The 18,958-nt window shown below is 71.5% G+C and carries 13 protein-coding genes; 11 read left to right on the plus strand and 2 right to left on the minus strand.

What is annotated here, in order from left to right:
- Window positions 1–420 precede the first annotated feature (420 nt).
- The 6 genes from pgfA (at window position 421) to EDD27_RS51515 (ending at window position 5,884) form a co-directional block, all read left to right on the plus strand.
- On the plus strand, window positions 421–1,359 hold the full coding sequence (gene pgfA / locus EDD27_RS51490) for a cell envelope lipid trafficking protein PgfA (RefSeq protein WP_127939985.1): 939 nt from the start codon (window positions 421–423) through the stop codon (window positions 1,357–1,359).
- A gap of 101 nt (window positions 1,360–1,460) precedes the next feature.
- The gene (locus EDD27_RS51495) at window positions 1,461–1,757 is read left to right on the plus strand and encodes a porin PorA family protein (RefSeq protein ID WP_241564706.1); all 297 of its coding nucleotides are present in this window, start codon (window positions 1,461–1,463) and stop codon (window positions 1,755–1,757) included.
- Window positions 1,754–2,641, plus strand: a complete 888-nt coding sequence (locus EDD27_RS51500) for a decaprenyl-phosphate phosphoribosyltransferase (RefSeq protein WP_127939987.1) — start codon at window positions 1,754–1,756, stop codon at window positions 2,639–2,641. Before EDD27_RS51495 ends, EDD27_RS51500 begins: the two co-directional genes overlap by 4 nt.
- Complete coding sequence (locus EDD27_RS51505) at window positions 2,638–3,960, plus strand: FAD-binding protein (protein ID WP_127939988.1); 1,323 nt, start codon at window positions 2,638–2,640, stop codon at window positions 3,958–3,960. Before EDD27_RS51500 ends, EDD27_RS51505 begins: the two co-directional genes overlap by 4 nt.
- Entirely contained in the window at window positions 3,957–4,694 is a 738-nt protein-coding gene (locus EDD27_RS51510) for a decaprenylphospho-beta-D-erythro-pentofuranosid-2-ulose 2-reductase (protein WP_127939989.1), read from the plus strand. The genes EDD27_RS51505 and EDD27_RS51510 overlap by 4 nt, the downstream gene beginning before the upstream one ends.
- Window positions 4,695–4,777: 83 nt before the next feature.
- The gene (locus EDD27_RS51515) at window positions 4,778–5,884 is read left to right on the plus strand and encodes an NAD(P)H-dependent flavin oxidoreductase (protein WP_127939990.1); all 1,107 of its coding nucleotides are present in this window, start codon (window positions 4,778–4,780) and stop codon (window positions 5,882–5,884) included.
- Here the strand turns inward: EDD27_RS51515 and EDD27_RS51520 are convergent.
- Entirely contained in the window at window positions 5,881–6,690 is an 810-nt protein-coding gene (locus EDD27_RS51520; protein WP_127939991.1) for a crotonase/enoyl-CoA hydratase family protein, read from the minus strand. The genes EDD27_RS51515 and EDD27_RS51520 overlap by 4 nt on opposite strands.
- A 111-nt stretch (window positions 6,691–6,801) precedes the next feature.
- Between EDD27_RS51520 and EDD27_RS51525 the strand changes: the two genes are divergently transcribed.
- From EDD27_RS51525 to EDD27_RS51545, 5 genes are read left to right on the plus strand one after another with little or no spacing between them, the layout of a single operon-like run.
- Window positions 6,802–8,349 carry an acyl-CoA synthetase gene (locus EDD27_RS51525; protein ID WP_127939992.1) on the plus strand — a complete coding sequence of 516 codons (1,548 nt, stop codon included), beginning with the start codon at window positions 6,802–6,804 and terminating at the stop codon, window positions 8,347–8,349.
- The gene (locus EDD27_RS51530; RefSeq protein ID WP_164904158.1) at window positions 8,333–9,238 is read left to right on the plus strand and encodes a Zn-ribbon domain-containing OB-fold protein; all 906 of its coding nucleotides are present in this window, start codon (window positions 8,333–8,335) and stop codon (window positions 9,236–9,238) included. The genes EDD27_RS51525 and EDD27_RS51530 overlap by 17 nt, the downstream gene beginning before the upstream one ends.
- Entirely contained in the window at window positions 9,235–10,269 is a 1,035-nt protein-coding gene (locus EDD27_RS51535) for a thiolase domain-containing protein (protein WP_127939993.1), read from the plus strand. Before EDD27_RS51530 ends, EDD27_RS51535 begins: the two co-directional genes overlap by 4 nt.
- Entirely contained in the window at window positions 10,269–11,417 is a 1,149-nt protein-coding gene (locus EDD27_RS51540) for a thiolase domain-containing protein (protein ID WP_127939994.1), read from the plus strand. Before EDD27_RS51535 ends, EDD27_RS51540 begins: the two co-directional genes overlap by 1 nt.
- Complete coding sequence (locus EDD27_RS51545; protein WP_127939995.1) at window positions 11,417–13,003, plus strand: acyl-CoA synthetase; 1,587 nt, start codon at window positions 11,417–11,419, stop codon at window positions 13,001–13,003. Before EDD27_RS51540 ends, EDD27_RS51545 begins: the two co-directional genes overlap by 1 nt.
- Here the strand turns inward: EDD27_RS51545 and EDD27_RS51550 are convergent.
- Window positions 12,993–18,869 carry a tetratricopeptide repeat protein gene (locus tag EDD27_RS51550; RefSeq protein ID WP_127939996.1) on the minus strand — a complete coding sequence of 1,959 codons (5,877 nt, stop codon included), beginning with the start codon at window positions 18,867–18,869 and terminating at the stop codon, window positions 12,993–12,995. The two genes, EDD27_RS51545 and EDD27_RS51550, sit on opposite strands and share 11 nt — an antisense overlap.
- Window positions 18,870–18,958 lie beyond the last annotated feature (89 nt).

An 18,958-nucleotide genomic window follows, 5' to 3' on the forward strand; every position in this document is an offset into this window, starting at 1 on the left:
ACTTCGAGCTGGTAACGGCGGTACTCGACAGGAGGGGGCTCGTCGTCGAGAGGGCCACTGTCCGGGCCGGCTTGGGAGCTGGCCCGGGCCTGCTTGTAGAAGCATGGTCTGGGCGACAGCCAGGTGGTGGGGCGAGACCTTTGCCGATGGTGGTGTCGGTCAACACGAATGCGCGATCCGCCAGGTGCCGGCTGAGGCGGCGTCCGGTCGGGGACGCACCGTAATACCCCGCTCCGGCCGCCGCCGTTCGTAGAACCTGTTCCGATTTGTTACTCGGATGTGGCTGTGAAGACGTCTCGCTGGATGCTACTTTCCAGTAACGATCATGTTACGTACATCACACGCGCGGCTTGATGCTCGGGGGGCGGGGTGCTGAGTATGTAACCAGTCCTCGCACCCTCGACGCCAGGAGGATCTTGAATGCAGCGCACACCTGTACTCGTTCTCGTCGCTGTTGGTGCGTTTCTGGTCGTTCTGGCGGGGATGACCAGATTTTGGATGGCCGAAAGGATCATCTCGGCACCGGCGGCGCACTTCAACACCGTCGAGCTGGAGGCCCCATCGGCCCAATACTTCTCCGTCGCTGACGGAAAGGTGCTGACCGCCGACCTTAAGATGTTGGTCACCACGCGGGGCGACGTCTCGCAGGCCACCGAATCGCGGGTCGTCTGGGACGAGTTCACCGTGGTGGACGACGTCACCAACAACAAGCGGCAGATCAACATCTCCGAGCGGCGCAGCGCCTTCGACCGGCACACTGGCGTGGGCGTCAACTGCTGCGGGGTGAGCGTCAACAAGGAGCCCGTAAACCTGGAGGGGCAGATCTATCTGTTCCCGTTCGGCGTGGAGAAGAAGACCTACAAATACTTCAACCAGACGGCCAAGCGCGCCTTCGACGCGACGTTCATTGGTGAGGACGCCGTCAACGGGCTGCCCGTCTACAAATTCCAGCTGAAGGTGCCGCCGACCAAGATCGCGACGTTGACCGTACCCGCCTCGCTGCTGGGGATGAGCGGGACCGATGACGTCCAGGTCGACCGCTGGTACGAGGGCGTGGACACGTACTGGGTCGAGCCCACCAGCGGCGCGCCGGTCAAGCAGGAGGTGCGCAGGAACGAGACGCTCAAGAGCCAGGACGGGGTCGAGCGAGCCAAGGCCCTGGTCGCCACCGCCTCCTTCACCCCGAAGACCGTCTCCGACCTGGTGTCCACGGCCACGGACGCCAAGAGTCAGATCACCCTGGTGAAGACCACGATCCCCATTGCCCTGCTGGCGGCGGGCCTGCTCGCGTTTGGCGCCGCGCTGGTGGTGGCCCGTCGCCGCGCGCCGCGAACCGTTGAGGAGTCGGCCGACGCGTGAAGCGTTTGGCCGGCCGGGGTTCCGGTCGGCCAAACGGAGTAGAACACGTTGCAGCGCGGTAGTCTGTCAACGTGTTTTCGGGCCATGCGGATGGATCTCAAGTGGATCGGCGACCACGTGGACGGCAAATCGAACCCACCACCGGCGCGCCCGTCCGGCAGGAGCAGCAGCGCAACGAGGTGCTCAAGAGCCAGGACGGCATCGAGCGCTCCAAGGCCTTCGTGGCCACGGCCAAGATGACCGACGACACCGTCAACGAGCTCGTCACCACCGCGCGCGAGGGCAAGAGCCAGATCACGCTGATCAAGACCACGCTGCCGATCGTGCTCGCGGTGGCGGGTATCGTGCTGTTCGTGGGAGGCGTGCTTCTGACTGTGCGCGGCCGCAGGACCTCATGAGCCAGGGTGTGGTCGCGCGGCCTCGCGCGACCACACCGGCGCTGGCGTTACTGAGAGCGGCCAGGCCGCGCCAATGGGTGAAGAACGTGCTGGTCCTGGCGGCGCCCATGGCCGCCGGGGTGCTGGGCGAGCCGCGCAGCCTGCTGGCGGCGTTATTGGTCTTCACCGCGTTCTGCCTGGCCGCGAGCGGCGCCTACCTGCTCAACGACGCCTCCGACGTGGAAGCCGACCGGCTGCACCCGCGCAAGCGGCACCGGCCGATCGCGGCAGGGGCGGTGTCCGTGCGGACGGCCCGGGTGACCGGCGTCATCCTGCTGGTCCTGGCGCCCGCACTCGCGGCGCTCACGGGGCGGTGGGAGCCGTCGGCCGTGGTCGCCGGATACGTGGCGCTGACGCTGTCGTACACGGTGTGGCTCAAGCACCAGGAGGTCGTGGACCTGATCGCGGTCGCCGGGTGCCACGTGATCAGGGCCTACGCCGGGGCCGTCGCGGTGGACGTGCCGGTGACCGGATGGTTCCTGGTGGTCGTCTCGCTGGCCGCGCTGCAGCTCGTGGTGGGCAAGCGCGAGGCGGAGCTGCGGGCCCAGGGCACCACGGGGACCCGTGCGACGCTGGCCGCCTACTCTCCTGCTTACCTGGCGCACGTGCGGATCATGTGCTCCGGCGCGATGATCGTGACGTACTGCCTGTGGGCGCTCAACGCGCACGCCGACCTCTTCTACGGGCTCAGCATCATCCCGTTCCTTCTGCTCGTGCTCAGGCACAATTTGCTGGTCGACCGGGGGAGGGGCGAGGAGCCCGAGGAACTGGCGGCGCGCGACCGCCCGACCCTGCTCTTCGTCGCCGCATTGATCGTCCTGGTCGCCTTGGGGATCTACACATGACGACATTCCTGACCGGCTGGGGGCGCACGGCGCCCACACCGGCCACACTCGCGCGGCCCCGCTCCGTCGAGCACCTGAGCGAGCTGGTCGCCGCCGCGGCAGGCGGGCGCGGCGTGGTGGCGCGCGGCCTGGGCAGGTCGTACGGCGACGCCGCGCAGAACGCCGGCGGCCTCGTCCTCGACTGCACCGGCCTCGACACGTGGACCCAAGACGAGGCCAGCGGCCTGGTGACCGCCTCCGGCGGGGTCAGCCTGCACGACCTGATGACGGCACTCGTCCCCCGGGGCTGGTTCGTCCCCGTCAGCCCGGGCACCCGGCACGTCACCGTCGGCGGCGCCATAGCGGCCGACGTGCACGGCAAGAACCACCACCGCGACTCCTCCTTCGGCGCGCACGTCCGCTCGCTCACCCTGGTGACCGCCGACGGGACGGTCCGCACCCTTCACCCGGGCGATCCGCTCTTCCGGGCCACCGTGGGCGGCATGGGGCTGACCGGGGTGATCGCCGAGGCCACGTTCGCCTGCGTGCCCGTCGAGACCGCCCTCATGCGGGTGGACGTGCAGCGCACCGCCGACCTCGACGAGACGCTGGCGACCATGGAGGCCACCGACGACCGCTACCGCTACACCGTGGCCTGGATCGACCTGCTCGCCCAGGGCAGCCGGATGGGGCGCAGCGTGCTCACCAGGGGCGATCACCTGCCGCGTGACGACGGGAAGGAGTCGCCCGCCTTCGCGCCGGGCGCGTCGCTGCGGGCGCCCGCCTGGGTGCCCGGGGGGCTGCTCAACAGGGTGAGCGTGCGCGCGTTCAACGAGGTCTGGTATCGCAAGGCGCCCCGGCGCAAGACCATCGTGCAGGGCATCGCGCCGTTCTTCCATCCGCTCGACTTCGTCGAGGGCTGGAACCGCGTGTACGGCCCGCGGGGCTTCGTCCAGTACCAGTTCGTGGTGCCCTTCGGCGCCGAGGACACGCTGCGCGACATCGTCGGCTCGTTGTCGGCACACGGGACGGTGTCGTTCCTGACCGTGCTCAAGAGGTTCGGGCCGGGCTCGGGCGGGCTGCTGTCCTTCCCCATGCCCGGCTGGACGCTGGCCCTGGACATCCCGGTCGGGCAGCGCGGCCTGGACGGCCTGCTCCGCGGCTTCGACCGGCGCGTGGCCGACGTCGGAGGGCGGGTCTACCTCGCCAAGGACTCGCGGCTGCGCGCTGACATGATGGCGGCGATGTATCCCGAGCTGGAGCGGTGGCGGCGGATCAAGGACGAGGCCGATCCTGCCGGGCTGTTCCGCTCCGACCTGGCCAGGAGGCTCCGGCTGTGAAGAACGCTCTCGGCGCGGTGGACACCGTGCTGCTGCTCGGCGGGCGCAGCGAGATCGGCTTGGAGATCGTCAAGCTGCTGGTGGGCCTGGGCGCGAGCCGCGTGGTGCTGGCCGCCCGCGGCGACCTCGCCCCGCCCGCATTGAGCGCGGAGTTCCACGTCCTGCCGTTCGACGCGCTGGACGTCAACGGGCACGGCGCCGTCTTCGACAAGGCGGTGGAGCTGGTGGGCGATCTCGACGTGGTGATCTCCGGGTTCGGTGTGCTGGGGAGCCAGGCGGACTACGACGCCGACCCCGCGGCCGCCGCGCGGGACGTGGCGGTCAACTACGGCGCCCACGTGTCGGTGGGGCTGCACGCGGCCAGGGTGCTGCGCGAGCAGGGACACGGCACGCTCGTGATGTTGTCGTCGGTGGCGGGCGCGCGTGTCCGCAAGTCCAACTTCGTGTACGGCTCCGCCAAGGCCGGGCTCGACGGGTTCGCGCAGGGACTCGGCGACGCCCTGCACGGATCTGGCGCCAGGGTGCTGATCGTGCGGCCGGGCTTCGTGATCGGCCGGATGACGAAAGGACTCACGCCCGCTCCGCTGTCCTCGACACCCCGCCAGGTGGCCTCGGCCACGGTGCGGGCGCTGCGCGAGGGGGCGTCCTCCGTCTGGGTGCCGCGCGCGCTCGGGCCGATCTTCGCGGTCATGCGGCTGCTGCCTCGCGCCCTGTGGCGCAGGATGCCACGTTAGAACTCGTTCCACCGAGCTGACCGATCAAAGGTTCTAGAGTAGAACACGTTGCAGTTAGGGGTTCCGCGTCTTATCGTCGGGCCATGCGGACACGTGTCACGGACATGTTCGGAATCGAGCTCCCGATCTTCGCCTTCAGCCACTGCAGGGACGTGGTGGCGGCCGTCAGCCGGGCGGGCGGCATGGGGGTGCTGGGGGCTCTCTACTTCACGCCTGAAGAGCTCGAGATGGAGCTCAAGTGGATCGACGACCACGTGGACGGCAAGCCGTACGGCGTGGACGTCGTCATGCCCGCCTCCTACGAGGGCGCCGACTTCGCCCCGGAGGAACTGGTGGGCCGCCTGCAGTCGATGATCCCCGACGGGCACCGCGCGTTCGTCGAGAACCTCCTGGCCAAGCACGGCGTGCCGCCCCTGTCCTCGGACGCCGACGCCGGCAAGGTCCTGCTGGGCTGGACGGACGCCACGGCCCGCCCGCAGGTCGAGGTGGCCCTGAGACACCCGATCGCGCTCCTGGCCAACGCCCTCGGCCCGCCCCCTGCCGACGTCGTGGACCAGGCCCACGCCCACGGGGTGAAGGTTGCCGCCCTCGCCTCCACGCCCCGCCACGCGCTCAAGCAGGTCGAGGTCGGGGTGGACGTGGTGGTCGCCCAGGGCACGGAGGCCGGCGGTCACACCGGTGAGATCTCCACGATGGTCCTCATCCCCCAGGTGGTGGACGCGGTGGACGTCCCCGTCCTGGCCGCGGGCGGCATCGGCAACGGCCGCCAGATGGCGGCGGGGCTGGCGCTGGGAGCCGAGGGCGTCTGGACCGGCTCCTTGTGGCTCACCGTCGAGGAGGCCGACACCCCGGAGATGGCCAAGCGCCGCATCCTGGAGGCGACCTCCCGCGACACCGTGCGCTCGCGCAGCTGGACCGGCAAGCCGGCGCGGCTGCTCAAGAACGAGTGGACGGACGCGTGGGAGTCGGAGGAGTCGCCGGGGACGCTGCCGATGCCGCTGCAGTTCATGCTGGTCTCGGACGCGCTGCGGCGCATCGGCCGCTCGGACGTCAGCGAGCTGGCGACCTTTCCCGCCGGGCAGATCATCGGCATCACGAACCAGGTCCGCTCCACGAAGGACGTGGTGTTCGGCCTGGTGGAGGAGTACGGGGAGGCGCTGGAGCGCCTCTCCCGCCTCACCCAGGACTAGCGGCCCTGGTACGTCGGAGGGCGCTTCTCGCGGAAGGCGCGGGCGCCCTCCTTGGCGTCTTCTGAGCCGATGACCGGCCAGCCCAGGTCGTCCGACACCTTGAGCGCTTCGGGCTCGGACAGCCCAAGGGTGTCGCGGTATGTGCGCAGGATCGCCTGGACCGCCAGCGGGCCGGAGGCGGCCACGTCGGCGGCCAGCTCGCGGGCCGCCGCCAGCGCCTGACCGTCCGGGACCACACGGTTGACCAGCCCCATCGACAGGGCCTCCGCCGCCGTGATCGCGCGACCCGTGAGCAGCAGGTCCATGGCGTGGCAGTACGGGATCTGCCGGGGCAGCCGGATGGCACTGCCCCCCATGGGGAACAGGCCACGCTTGGCCTCGAACAATCCCAGCGTGGCCGACTCCGCCACCACCCGCAGATCCGTGCCCACCAGCAACTCGGTACCGCCGGCCACCGCGTAGCCCTCCACCGCGCTTATGATCGGCTTGGTCGGCAGGTCCTCGCGCAGCAGGCCCTTCCAGTGGAAGTTGGGGATCTGGGCGGCCCTGGCCTGGACCTCCGGGTCCGACGACGGCTGTCCCATGGCCTTGAGGTCGGCGCCCGCGCAGAACGTGCCCTCCGCGCCCGTCAGGATCGCCACCCTGATCTCGGGCTCCGCCGACGCGTACGCCCATGCCGAGGCCAGGCCGATCAGCATGTCCGAGGAGAGCGCGTTGCGGGCCTCCGGCCGGTTCATGGTGACGATGAGGACGTGGCCGTCGCGTTCTACCCGGCAGTGAGGGGTACTGATCGGAAGGAGCTCCACGGGTGCCTCCGGTCTTGTATCAAGCGCTTGCTACGCATTGCGCCCCAGGATACGCTCCGAGCAGCAAACGAGAACAGGTTCCTATTTTGCTCGCGCCACAAGGGAGTGCACATGGGCACGCTCGGTTTCTGGAGGCTCGCGCAGGCGGATCCCGAGTGGATCGCGGCCGTGGACCCCGATGGCACGCAGCACCGCGCGGGCGACCTCCTCGCCCGATCGAACCGCCTCGTCCACGGACTGCGCGACCTCGGGCTCAAGCCCGGTGACGGCATCTGCGGCCTGGTGCCCAACGGCGCCGACGGCCTGGTCCTCTACCTGGCCGCGATGCAGGCCGGCTGGTACTACACGCCGATCAATTGGCACCTCACCGGCCCGGAGATCGCCTATATCGTCTCCGACAGCGAGGCGAAGGCGTTCTTCGTCCACCCCCGGTTCCTGGGAGAGGGCGCCAAGGCGGCGGACGTCATCGCGCCCGAGCGGCGTTTCGTGCTCGGGGACGAGGCCGACGGGTTCCGCCCCGCGAGCGAGCTGACCGACGGGCGGCCCGACAGCGTGCCTGCCGATCGCACCGCCGGCGCCACCATGCACTACACGTCGGGCACCACCGGCAAGCCCAAGGGCGTCAAGCGCCCGCTGAACGGCCTCGATCCGGACGACTCCGCCGAGCTCATGACGTTCCTGCTCGGCTTGTTCGGCATCACGCCGGGCCGGCCCAACGCCCACCTGGTCACCTCGCCGTGCTACCACACCGCCGTCACGCAGTTCGGCGGCACGGCCCTGCATATGGGGCACACGCTCGTCTACATGGACAAGTGGGACGCCGAGGAAATGCTCCGGCTCTGCGAGCGGCACCGCGTGACCAACTCGCACCTGGTCCCGACGCATTTCAAGCGGCTGCTCGCGCTGCCCGAGCCGACCCGCAAGCAGTACGACCTGTCCTCGCTCACGTGGATGATCCACGCGGCCGCCCCCTGTCCGGTCCCGGTGAAATGGGCGATGTTGGACTGGTGGGGCGACTGCGTCTACGAGTACTACGCGGCCACCGAGGGCGGCGGCACCCTGGCCACGCCGGAGGACTGGAAGGCGCACCCGGGCACGGTCGGCAAGGCCTGGCCCATCAGCGAACTGCTCATCGTGGACGAGCAGGGCGAGCCGGTGCCGGCCGGCACCCCTGGGACGATCTACATGAAGATGATGGGCGTCCAGTTCGAGTACAAGGGCGACCCCGCCAAGACCGCCGCGAACCGGCTCAAGGACTTCTTCACCGTCGGGGACATCGGATACCTGGACGAAGACGGCTTCCTCTACCTCTGCGACCGCAAAGCCGACATGATCATTTCCGGCGGCGCGAACATCTACCCGGCCGAGATCGAGAACGAGCTCATGATCCACCCGAAGGTGGCGGACGTGGCCGTGTTCGGCATCCCGGACGAGGAGTGGGGCGAGCAGATCAAGGCCGTGGTCGAGCCCGCGCCGGGCGTCGAGCCGGGCCCGGAGCTGGCCGCCGAGCTGCTGGCCTCGCTTGAGGGCCGGCTGGCCAGGATGAAGTGGCCCAAGAGCATCGACTTCATCGCCGAGATGCCCCGCGAGCCGAACGGCAAGCTGCTCAAACGCAAACTCCGCGCCCCGTACTGGGAGGGACATGACCGTGCCATCTGATCCGCTCGTCGCCCAGCACGTCCTGGAGTTCCCCGGCGGCTACACGCGGACGACGGGACCGGTGATCGGCCGGTTCCTGAGCGAGTTGCGCGGCCGCCGCATCGTGGGGGCGCGTACGGCGGAGGGGCGGGTGCTGGTGCCGCCCCTCGAGTACGACCCCGCCACCGGCGAGCCCGTCACCGGCGAGTACGTCGAGGTCGGCCCGGCCGGCACGGTCACCACGTGGGCCTGGGTGCACGAACCGCTGGACGGCCATCCGGTGGACCGGCCCTTCGCCTGGGCGCTGATCAAGCTGGACGGCGCGGACACGGCGCTGGTGCACGCGGTGTGCCCCGAGCATCCCAAGGCCATGGAGGCCGGGATGCGGGTCTGGCCGGTCTGGCGGGACCAGCCGTCCGGCCACATCACCGACATTTCGTATTTCGTCCCTGAAGTCACCAAGATCGTGTCCAACGTGCGCTCCGAGTACCGCCTCCAGGCCGGCGGCGCACTCCGTGTCTTCCTCGAAGGCGTTCGGCGCGGCGTGTTCCTCGGCGGCCGCTGCGACCAGTGCGACAAGGTGTACGTCCCCTACCGTGCGGCCTGCCCGGCATGCGGCAACGCCATCCCCGACACGCTCGAACTCCCCGACACCGGCACGATCACCACGTTCGCCATCAACAACCTGCCCGACCCGCGGGCCCCTCAGGTGCCCTTCGTGTCGGCGTACATCCTGCTCGACGGAGCCGACGTCCCCATGATCGCCCTGATCGGCGACGTGCCCGCTCACGAGGTGCGTCAGGGGATGCGCGTCAAGGCCGTGTGGGTGCCCGAGAGCGAGCGTACGGCGTCCATGGCGAACATCCGCTGGTTCGCCCCCACCGGCGAGCCCGACGTGGAGTTGTCATGAGAGCATTGGCGACCAGAGAAGTGGCGATCGTCGCGTTCGCCCAGACGCGGCACACCCCGCACGACACCGGGCTGACCGAGCCCGAGCTGATCCTGCCGGTGATCAACGAGGTCAAGCGGCGCACCGGGCTGGAGCGGTTCGGCTTCACCTGCTCGGGCAGTTGCGACTACCTCGCGGGCGCGCCGTTCTCGTTCGTGTCGGCGCTCGACGCGCTGGGCGCCTGGCCGCCCATCTCGGAGAGCCACGTGGAGATGGACGGCGCCTGGGCGCTGTACGAGGCGTGGGTGCGCCTGCAGCACGGCGACGTCGACTCGGCCCTGGTCTACGGCTTCGGCAAGTCGTCGCTCGGCGACCTGCGTACGATCATGACGCTTCAGCTGGATCCCTACTACCTGGCGCCGCTGGGGCTCGACCAGCTCTCCTACGCCGCGCTGCAGGCCGCCGCCGTCGGCGCGGACCGGAAGGAACTGGACGAGATCGTGCGCCGCAGCCGTGCCGACGGCCGCGCCAACCCGTACGCGCTGGACCTGCCCGACCCGGAGGGCGAGGACCTCGCCGTCCAGCCGCTGAAGCAGACGGACGTGCCGCCGAGCACGGACGGCGCGGCCGCCATCGTGCTCGCGGCCGGAGACCTGGCCAGGGAGCTGTCCGAAAGTCCCGCCTTCGTCAGGGGGATCGCGCACCGCATCGAGCCCCACTACCTGGGCATGCGCCACCTGGCACGGTCGGTCTCGGCTGCCGACGCGGCACGCGCCGCCGGGGTCGGCAAGGGGCCTGTCGAGGTGGCCGAGCTGCATGCCCAGTTCCCGCACGAGGAGATCATCCTGCGCGAGGCGCTGGAACTGACCGGCGACACGGTGATCAACCCGTCGGGCGGGCCGCTGGCCGCCAACCCCGTCATGGCCACCGGACTCATCCGCATCGGCGAGGCCGCGCAGCGCATCCTCGACGGCCAGGCCCGCCGCACCGTCGCCCACGCCGCCGGCGGTCCGTGCCTGCAGCACAATCTCGTCACCGTACTGGAGGCCTGATGGGTAACCGTTGCGCCGTGATCGGCGTCGGGCAGACGCACTACACGACCAGGCGCAGGGACGTGTCGATCGCCGGGCTGGTGCGCGAGGCGGCGCTGCGGGCGCTGGAGGACGCCGGGCTGACGTTCAAGGACATCGACGCCGTCGTCATCGGCAAGGCGCCGGACCTGTTCGAGGGCGTCATGATGCCCGAGGCGTACCTGGCGGACGCGCTCGGCGCGGCCGGCAAGCCGATGATGCGGGTGCACACCGCGGGCAGCGTCGGCGGCTCCACAGCGCTGGTCGGCGCCAGCCTCGTGCAGGGCGGTGTGCACGATCGGGTGCTGGTCGTGGCGTTCGAGAAGCAGTCGGAGTCCAACGCCACCTGGGCCCTGTCCACGCACCTGCCGTTCAACTCGTCACTGGTGGTGGGGGCGGGCGGCTACTTCGCGCCGCACATCCGCGAGTACATGCGCAGGTCCGGCGCTCCCGATCACATCGGCACGATCGTGGCGGTCAAGGACCGGCTCAACGCGCTCAAGAATCCGTACGCGCACCTCAAGATCCCCGGCATCGACCAGAAGATGGTCGAGTCCACGCCCATGCTCTGGGAGCCGATCCGCTACCTGGAGACCTGCCCGTCCAGCGACGGCGCCTGCGCGATGGTCCTGTCGTCGGAGTCCGCGGTCACCGGCACCCCCGCGTGGGTGCACGGCACGGCCATGCGCTCCGAGCCGATCTTCCGGGCGGGCCGCGACACGGTCAGCCCGCAGGCGGGCAAGGACTGCGCGGCCGACGTCTATCGCCAGGCCGGCATCGCCGACCCGCGCAGGCAGATCGACGTGGCGGAGACGTACGTGCCGTTCTCCTGGTACGAGCCGATGTGGCTGGAGAACCTGGGGTTCGCGGCGGAAGGGGAGGGATGGAAGCTCACCGAGTCGGGCGCGACCGCGCTCGACGGTGACATTCCGTGGAACGCCTCGGGCGGTGTGCTGTCCAGCAACCCGATCGGGGCGTCCGGGCTGATCAGGTTCGCCGAGGCCGCGCTGCAGGTGCGCGGGATGGCCGGCGAGCACCAGGTGGACGGCGCCCGCACGGCGCTCGGCCACGCCTATGGCGGGGGAGCCCAGTTCTTCGCGATGTGGATCGTCGGACGGGAGAAGCCCTGATGGAGTTCAACCATGCGGACCTGTACGAGGGGTTAGCCGACGCGATCGGGGACCGGACCGCCGTCATCTGCGGTGCGGACCGCCGCACCTACGCCGAGCTGGACGTCGAGGCCAACCGCCTCGCCCATTACCTCATGGACCTGGGCATCCAGCCGGGCCAGCACGTCGGCATCCAGCTCTACAACGGCATCCCGTACATCGCCGGCATGCTGGCCGCGCTGAAGATCCGGGCGGTGCCGATCAACGTCAACTTCCGGTACGTCGAGGCCGAGCTGCTCTACCTGTACCGGGACTCCGACATCCGGGCGCTGATCTACGACGTCGAGTTCGACGCGCGGGTGGCCGCCGTCGCCGGCGAGGCGCCGCTGCTGCAGCACCTGATCTCGGTGGGCGGCGAGTCGGCGATCGGCTCCGCGGTGCCGTACGAGAGCGCGCTGGAGCAGGGCAAGCCCGAGCGGGGTTTCCCGCCGCGCTCCGGGCAGGACGTGTACATCATCTACACCGGCGGCACCACGGGCATGCCCAAAGGCGCGATGTGGCATGTCGAGGACCTGTTCATGGGCTTCGGCGGCGGCAACCCGTACGGCGAGCCGCGGGCCACGCCGCAGGAGGTGATCGACGCCGCGGTCGCGTCTGGCCCCATGCTGATGCTGCCCGTCGCGCCGCTGATGCACGGCGCCGCGCAGATGGCCACGTTCATTTCCTGGTGGATGGGCGGGAGCGTCGCCTACATCCGCAAGTTCGACGGCGCCGAGGTGTGGCGGACGGTCGAGCGCGAGCGCGTGAACACCATCAACATCACCGGCGACGCCATGGCCAGGCCCATGGCCGAGGCGCTGGCGGAGAGTTCCTACGACGTCTCGTCGCTGATCGTGATCAGCTCGACCGGCGCCATCCTGTCCGGCGCGGTCCGCGACCGCCTGCAGGAGCTGCTCCCGAACGTCATGATCCTGGACAACTTCGGCTCCACCGAGTCCGGCTACACGGCGTCGGGCGCGGCCGGGTCGACGCCGGAGACCGGCCTGCGCTACCAGCCGAACTCCGTGGTCAACCTGGCCGTCCTCGACGAGAAGGGCCGGCCTGTCGAGCCCGGGTCCGGGCAGCTCGGGACGGTGGCGCGGTCGGGGCGGGTCGCGTTCGGCTACTACAACGACCCGGACAAGACCGCCCGCACGTTCGTCACCGATGAGCAGGGCACACGCTGGTTGCTGACCGGCGACCTGGCGACCGTCGATGTCGACGGGACCGTGAACGTGTTCGGCCGGGGCTCGCAGTGCATCAACACCGGCGGGGAGAAGGTGTTCCCCGAAGAGGTCGAGGCGGTGCTCAAGGGGCATGCCGCGGTGTTCGACGCGGTGGTGACCGGGGTGCCCGACGAGCGCTGGGGGAACAAGGTGGCGGCCGTCATCGAGCCGCGGCCCGGCGTCGAGGTCACGGCCGAGGAACTGGACGCGCACTGCAGGAAGCTGCTGTCGGGCTACAAGGTGCCCAGGTCGTACGCGTTCGTCGAGAAGATGGTGCGCTCGCCGGCCGGCAAGGCCGACTACCGGTGGGCGCGGGAGACGGTGCAGGCCATCACGTCCTGAGAGCGCGCAGGTCGTCCTCGACCTGTCGCGCCTCGCCGTTCTTGCCGGCTTTCTCCAGCAGGGTCAGCCTGCTGCGCAGCACGTCGCGCAGCAGGTCTGCCAGGCCCTCGTCGCGCTCGTCCACGAGCAGCTCGCGCAGCAGCCCCGCCGCGACCCTGAGCGCGGCGTCGGCCGCGTCGTCCCTGCCCAGCTCCAGCTGGCAGAAGCCGAGCCGGGCATGCGCGACGGCCCTGGAGAGCACGTCGCGCGTCACCTGCGTGCCCCGGTGGAAGACCAGGCCGGCCTCCAGCGGCCGCCCCGCCTCCATGAGCGCGTCGCCCAGCATGAGCATCGCCCTGGCCAGCAGCCCGGACAGCGGCGGGTTGCCCGGCGCGTACCGCTCCAGCGCCGCCACCGCCTCGCGGAGCGGCCGCACCGCGTCCGCGGCCAGGTCCCGCATGCGTAGCGCGGCGGCCAGGGTGAGGCTGGCCCCCGCCCGGCTCGTGTACAGGGCCTCGGCGTTCATGCCCGTGGTCATGAGGTCGTCGTAGATCGCGATGGCCTCGCGGGCTCTGGCCTCGGCCTCGGTGCCGCCGTCCAGCCGCAGCAGTGGCAGCAGCTCCGAGCTCTGGGCCAGGGAGTCGGCGAGGATCGCCCGGTACGTGAGATCGTCCGGTGACCGCCTGGCCAGCGGGATGAGCTGCTCGACGAGCGCATGGGCCTCGGTCAGCTCGCCCAGCATCATGTGGCACCTGGCCAGTCGCTGGAGTGCCAGCGCGTGCTTGACCGTGCCCGCCTCGTGCCCGGTCGTGGCGGTCCTGGCGTACTCGGCGGCCTCCTCCGCGCGGCCGGCCGCCAGCAGGTCATCGGCGATCATCGCGGCCACCTCGGCGCCGGCCTCCGGTCGTGGCAGCCGCTGGTAGATCTGCAGCGCCTCCACCAGGTGCGCCAGCGCCTCCTGCTTCCTTCCTGAGGCCCGCAGCACCCGGCCCCGCACCTGGATCGCCTGGGCGCGCACATGCGGCAACTCCTGCCCCCGCTCGCCGGCTCGGGTCAGTTCGGCCAGCGACCAGGTGACCGCCTCCAGCGCAGCGTGCGGACGGTCCAGCATGGCCAGGCTGTCGCCCAGCTGGGCGTAGACGGCTGCGGCGACGGCCGGGTCGTCCAGCTCGTCGCACAGGTCCGCGGCCCGTTCGCAGTGGGCCAGAGCCTCCATCGGGCGGCCGCGATCGAGCAGCTCGGCCGCGTACCTGGCGAGGGTGGAGGCCAGCTCCCTGCCGTGCTCGGCGTCGCCGAGCAGCGCGACGGCCTGCTCGGCGACGGCCAGATCAGCAGAGTCCAGCCTGGCCAGGGCGGCGAGCGCCAGTCCCAGCCGGCCGCGGTGCGCGCTGGAGAAGACGGCCAGATCCCGGTGCACGTGGACGGCCAGCCTGGCAGCCCGGACGGCGCTCTCGGTGTCGTTCGCCTGCGCGGCCGCGGCGCTGAGGCGGGACAGGCAGCGGGCGTGCCGGTCGTGCAGATCGGCGTCGGCGCTCAGCGGCACCTCACGTTCGAGTGCCTCGGTGAACGCCGTGAGCGGCGGCAGCAGCGTGCCTGGATCCGCGTCCTCCGGCAGGTCGGTCACGTACGCGGACAAGTCGTCGATGAGGGTCCTGAGCACGTCGGCCTCGGGGAGCGGGCGTAGCTCCAGGATCCGGGCGTACATGGCGATCCCGGCGGCCGGGCCCTCCTTGCGGGCACGCAGCCTGGCCAGACGGAGCAGGGCCGCCAGATGCGCGTCCGCCAGATCCGCGGGCGGGTGACCGTGCTCGGCCATCAGCGCGGTGCCCTCGGCCAGCTTGGCCCTGGCGGCGTCCTCGTCGTGCAGCTCGGCCAGGCACAGGCCGCTCAACTCCAGGCAGGCGGCGGTCACCAGCCGGTCGCCCTTCGACGGCTCCTGCGTGAGGACGTCGAGCGCCCGGGTGGCCGACTTGAACGCGCCCGCCACGTCCTGCCTGGCGAAGCGGATGCCGCCCTGGAGGCGCAGTGCCCCGGCGAGGGCCACAGGGGACTCGATGCCTTCGGACACGAGCGCGGCGTACAACCTGACCAGCCGATCCGCCGCCGCCTCCGCCTCCGCCGCGCAGGCGGAGCGGGACAGAGCGACGGCCTCCAGGATGACCAGCTCGGCCAGCTCCTTCCCCGACGCCGGGCTGGCTCCGGCCTGGCCATGGGACTCGAGGGCGGTGCGTAGATGGGGCACGGCCTCCTTGTGCCGCCCGAGCCCCACGAGCGTGCGCCCGAGCGCCGCCGCCACCTGGCCGACCGCGATCGCGTGCGGTCGATCCGGCGCCGCGTGTCGCTGGAGCAGCTCTGCCGCCTGCATGGCCAGCGCGAACCCGTCCGCCGCCCGGCCCGTGTCCGCCCAGGCGCGGGCCAGCATGGCCTGGGCGGACAGATAGGCGTGGATCTCCTCGAGCCCCGGCTCGCCGGCGCCTTCGACGGCATCGCGGCGCTCGGCCACCAGCTGCTCCGCCCGGCCCACGGCCTCGTCCGGTCGCGCGGTGGCCAGCGCCAGCATCCAATGCCGCGTACCGGCGGGCGGCGGGGCCGTTCGCGTACGGCCGAGCCTGGCCCGTACTTCGGCGAGATGGCGTCGGCAGGCGCTGTCGTCCGCGCTCAGGAGGTCGTACAGCTCGGCCGCGAGCTCCAGCTGCGCCACCGCGTCCGCGGATCGTCCCAGCTCGTCCAGGCTCAGGCCGAGCAGCCGCCGCGCCCTGGCCTGCGGGTGCCGCTCGGCCGCCAGGCCCATGGCCTCTCGCAGCGGGTCGAGCGCCTCCTCGGGGCGGTCGTCGAGCAGCAGCAGCTCGCCCAGGTCCAGCAGTTGTCCGGCCAGGGCGGGGCGGTACTCGCCCGGGTCGAGCACGACAAGCGCACGCAGGTTGCGCGCGGTCTCGGCGGCGGACCGCGTGGCGGCGTCCAGGTCGTCCAGGGCGCCGTGCACCCTCGACAGCAGGCCTGTTGCCGTGGCCAGCAGGGACCGCAGCTCGGGCTCTTCGGCGGCCAGGCCGCGCAGCCGCGCCACTGCTTCGGCGGCCGGGACGAGGGCGTCGGCGGTCCTGCCGTGGTCATGGAGCCAGGCGGCGAGCAGGTGGAGGCGGTGGGCGAGGTCACGGTCGGTGGGAGCGACGCTCCTGACGGTCGTGGTGGCGGCGATGGCGAGACAGGCGGCCAGCTCCGGCAGGGCCGTGGTGGGCGGCCCGCCGCTCTCGAGTCCCTCGAACGGAGCCAGCGGCGCGGCGGTGAGCGGTCCGGCGGGCTCCTCGAACGGCGTCGGCGGCGACGTCGGCTCGTGGGGTGGGGTCGCCTGCCGCGGAGCCACGGAGAGCACGCCTGCCACGTTCGCCACGACCTCGGGATCGCCGCCTGCCGCCGCGAACGCCTCGACGGCCTCGCCCGTCCGCCCGACTCCCAGCAGCGCGCACGCCAGGTTGTAATGCGCCTGTGCGGCCCACCCCGCATACCGGGCCGGGTGCTCCTCCTCCGCCAGGATGCGGAACCTGGCCGCCGCCTCCTGCACGGGCTTGAGCGCGCTGCCGGGCTCGCCGGCGAGCAGCAGGCAGGCACCCAGGTTGTACAGGGCCTCCGCTCGCGCGCCCGCCGCCTCGTACGGGGGAGCGGCGGCGAAGATGTCGACGGCCTCGGCGGCCGCCACGACCGCCTCACCCACCCGGCCCACGGCCGCCAGCAGACCCGACACCACGGACAACGCCCTGGCCAGGGGGAGCGGCCGGCTCTGCGCCCGCAGGTGCCGCACGGCCAGCTCTCCGACCGTCACGTCGAGGGCCCGCAGCCCCAGCCGCACCCCTCGCCGTACCGGCAGCCTGGCCACGGCACCGGCGATCTCCCGATCGTCGGCGAACAAGCCCAGCGCCGCGTTGAGCGCGTCCCCCAACCGTGTCCCCGACGCCGTGGCGGCCTCCGCCACCATCCTGCCGATCCTGGTCGCCACCAGCTCCCGCAGCGCCGACCTGACCCGCCGCGAGCCCGCCGACATGCGGAGGGCGTCGAGCATCCGCACGAGGTGGCGCGCCGTACGTCCCTCGTGATCGTGGAGGGCGAGCACCAGCTCCGCCAGGCCGTCGGTGCCGGCCAGGAGCCGCCCGGCCAGCACATCGGGCTCCAGCGGCGTCAGCCGCTCGCCGCCGGGAAAGATCTGACCGAGCCACCGCGCCACGGCGCCCGCCGGGCCGGCACGCAGCCCGGGCACGGCCGTCAACAGGCCGGGCAGCTCGGTGAGGGTGGGAGCGGTCAGTGTGACCACCGCCACCGCGTGCCGCGCCGTCAGGTCGTCCACCTGATCATCCGGCCGTACGCGTGCCCACTGCTCGTATTCGCGCTCCAGGAACCGGCCGACCAGCCCGCCGGCTGTTCTTACGGCCTCACTCCGTTCGGCGGCTCGGTCGCCGCGGGCCCCGTCGCGCAGGCGCATCAGGGCGGCCAGGTGCACATGGAGCGGCAAACCGAATTCCGGGTCGTCGAGGGGCGGTGGCGCGGGGAGAGCGGCCCTGCTCGGCGCGAACGCCTTCATGGCCGCAAGCGCGTGCTCCGTGCGCTCGGCCAGGGTGAGCGGACTGGCGTTGAGCTGAACGGTCGTGGTGTTCAGCCGCCGTAACCAGCCGCCCGCGGCCGTGTCGAGACGCCGCCACCATTCGGCCTCGCCCGGCTCGCGAACCAGCAGCAGGATCCGTACAGGCGGGTTGTGCTCGTGCTTGGCCAGCCGCCGCGCCAGCTCCCCGACCAGCGGCGAGGACGGCTCAGGGTGGTCCACCACCACCAAGGTCGGGCGCAGGGCGTCCAACGTCACGACCCCGCCCGTGGACGCCTTGGCTGCCGCGTCGTCGCCGGACAACGGGCCGCAGACGGCGTCCAGCGGCAGGAATCCCGCGTCCCACCCCGCCCGCACGAGCTCCTCGCACAAGGTCACCGCCAACCTGGTCCGGCCCGTGCCGCCACGCCCGCTCAGCACGGCGATCGACAGCGCCGTGGGCTCGCCGGCCCACTTCCGCAGCCTGGCGAGCTCCTCTTCCCTGCCCAGGAACGGCACCACCGCGTGGCGCGGCGCCAGCAGCCGCCAGTCGGGGCAGTCCGGCGGCAGGTCATCCCGGGCGGGGCAGAGCAGATGGGGCAGGATCACCGACGCGTCACCCTCGGCCACGGTCTCGAGCCGCCCGGGCGGTACGCCCGCCAGCTCGCGGAACCGTTCGTCACTCAGCAGCGCGGTCGCCGGGATGACGTCGAAGCGGCGCTGGGCGTACCCGTTGCGGCCGGTGGCGATCACGCCGACGATCTGCCCGGCGGGTTCGGCCAGCAGGGCGGCGCCCGACATGCCCTCCCAGAGGGAGATCGGCAGGTGCTCTGGCTCGGGGGTGAGCACGCTGAGCGCCAATGCCTTCGACACCGCGCTCGTGGGCGGATCCGCCAGACCCGACAGCGTCTGCGCAGCCCTTTCCCCGGCCCGCTGCCCGGCTCGGGGAAAGCCCCCTGCCACGCAGCGCAGTCCATGCCGGGCTCGGCCGTCAATCCTCGCCCAGCGCACCTGGTCGATGCCGGGTACCCCGCGCCAGGGCGAGCCGCCGGCGATCGCATGCGCCGGAGCTTCCGCCACCCGGAGCAGCACGGCGCCCGTTCCGCCGCGCCCCCGCCACACCTCCTCGGCCGGGACCCACCGCTCCGACCACGCCGCCCGCACCTGGCACGGCGCCTCGGGATCCACCAGATCTCCGGAGGTCAGCACGAGGTCGGCGCCGATCGCATAGCCCGAGCCGGTCACGCCGACGAGGTCGTCGTGACCCGAATACACCTCGACGGCCCGCTCGAGCCCGAGGCGGTGTGGTGGCGTGTCCATGGGCTCCGCCTATAGGCCTCTTACGTACGTCCGGACGTGCCGTCCCCTCGATCAGCGTGTGATCTCACTATCGCACTATGCGCCAGAAA

This window comes from Nonomuraea polychroma, assembly GCF_004011505.1.
Classification (GTDB): domain Bacteria; phylum Actinomycetota; class Actinomycetes; order Streptosporangiales; family Streptosporangiaceae; genus Nonomuraea; species Nonomuraea polychroma.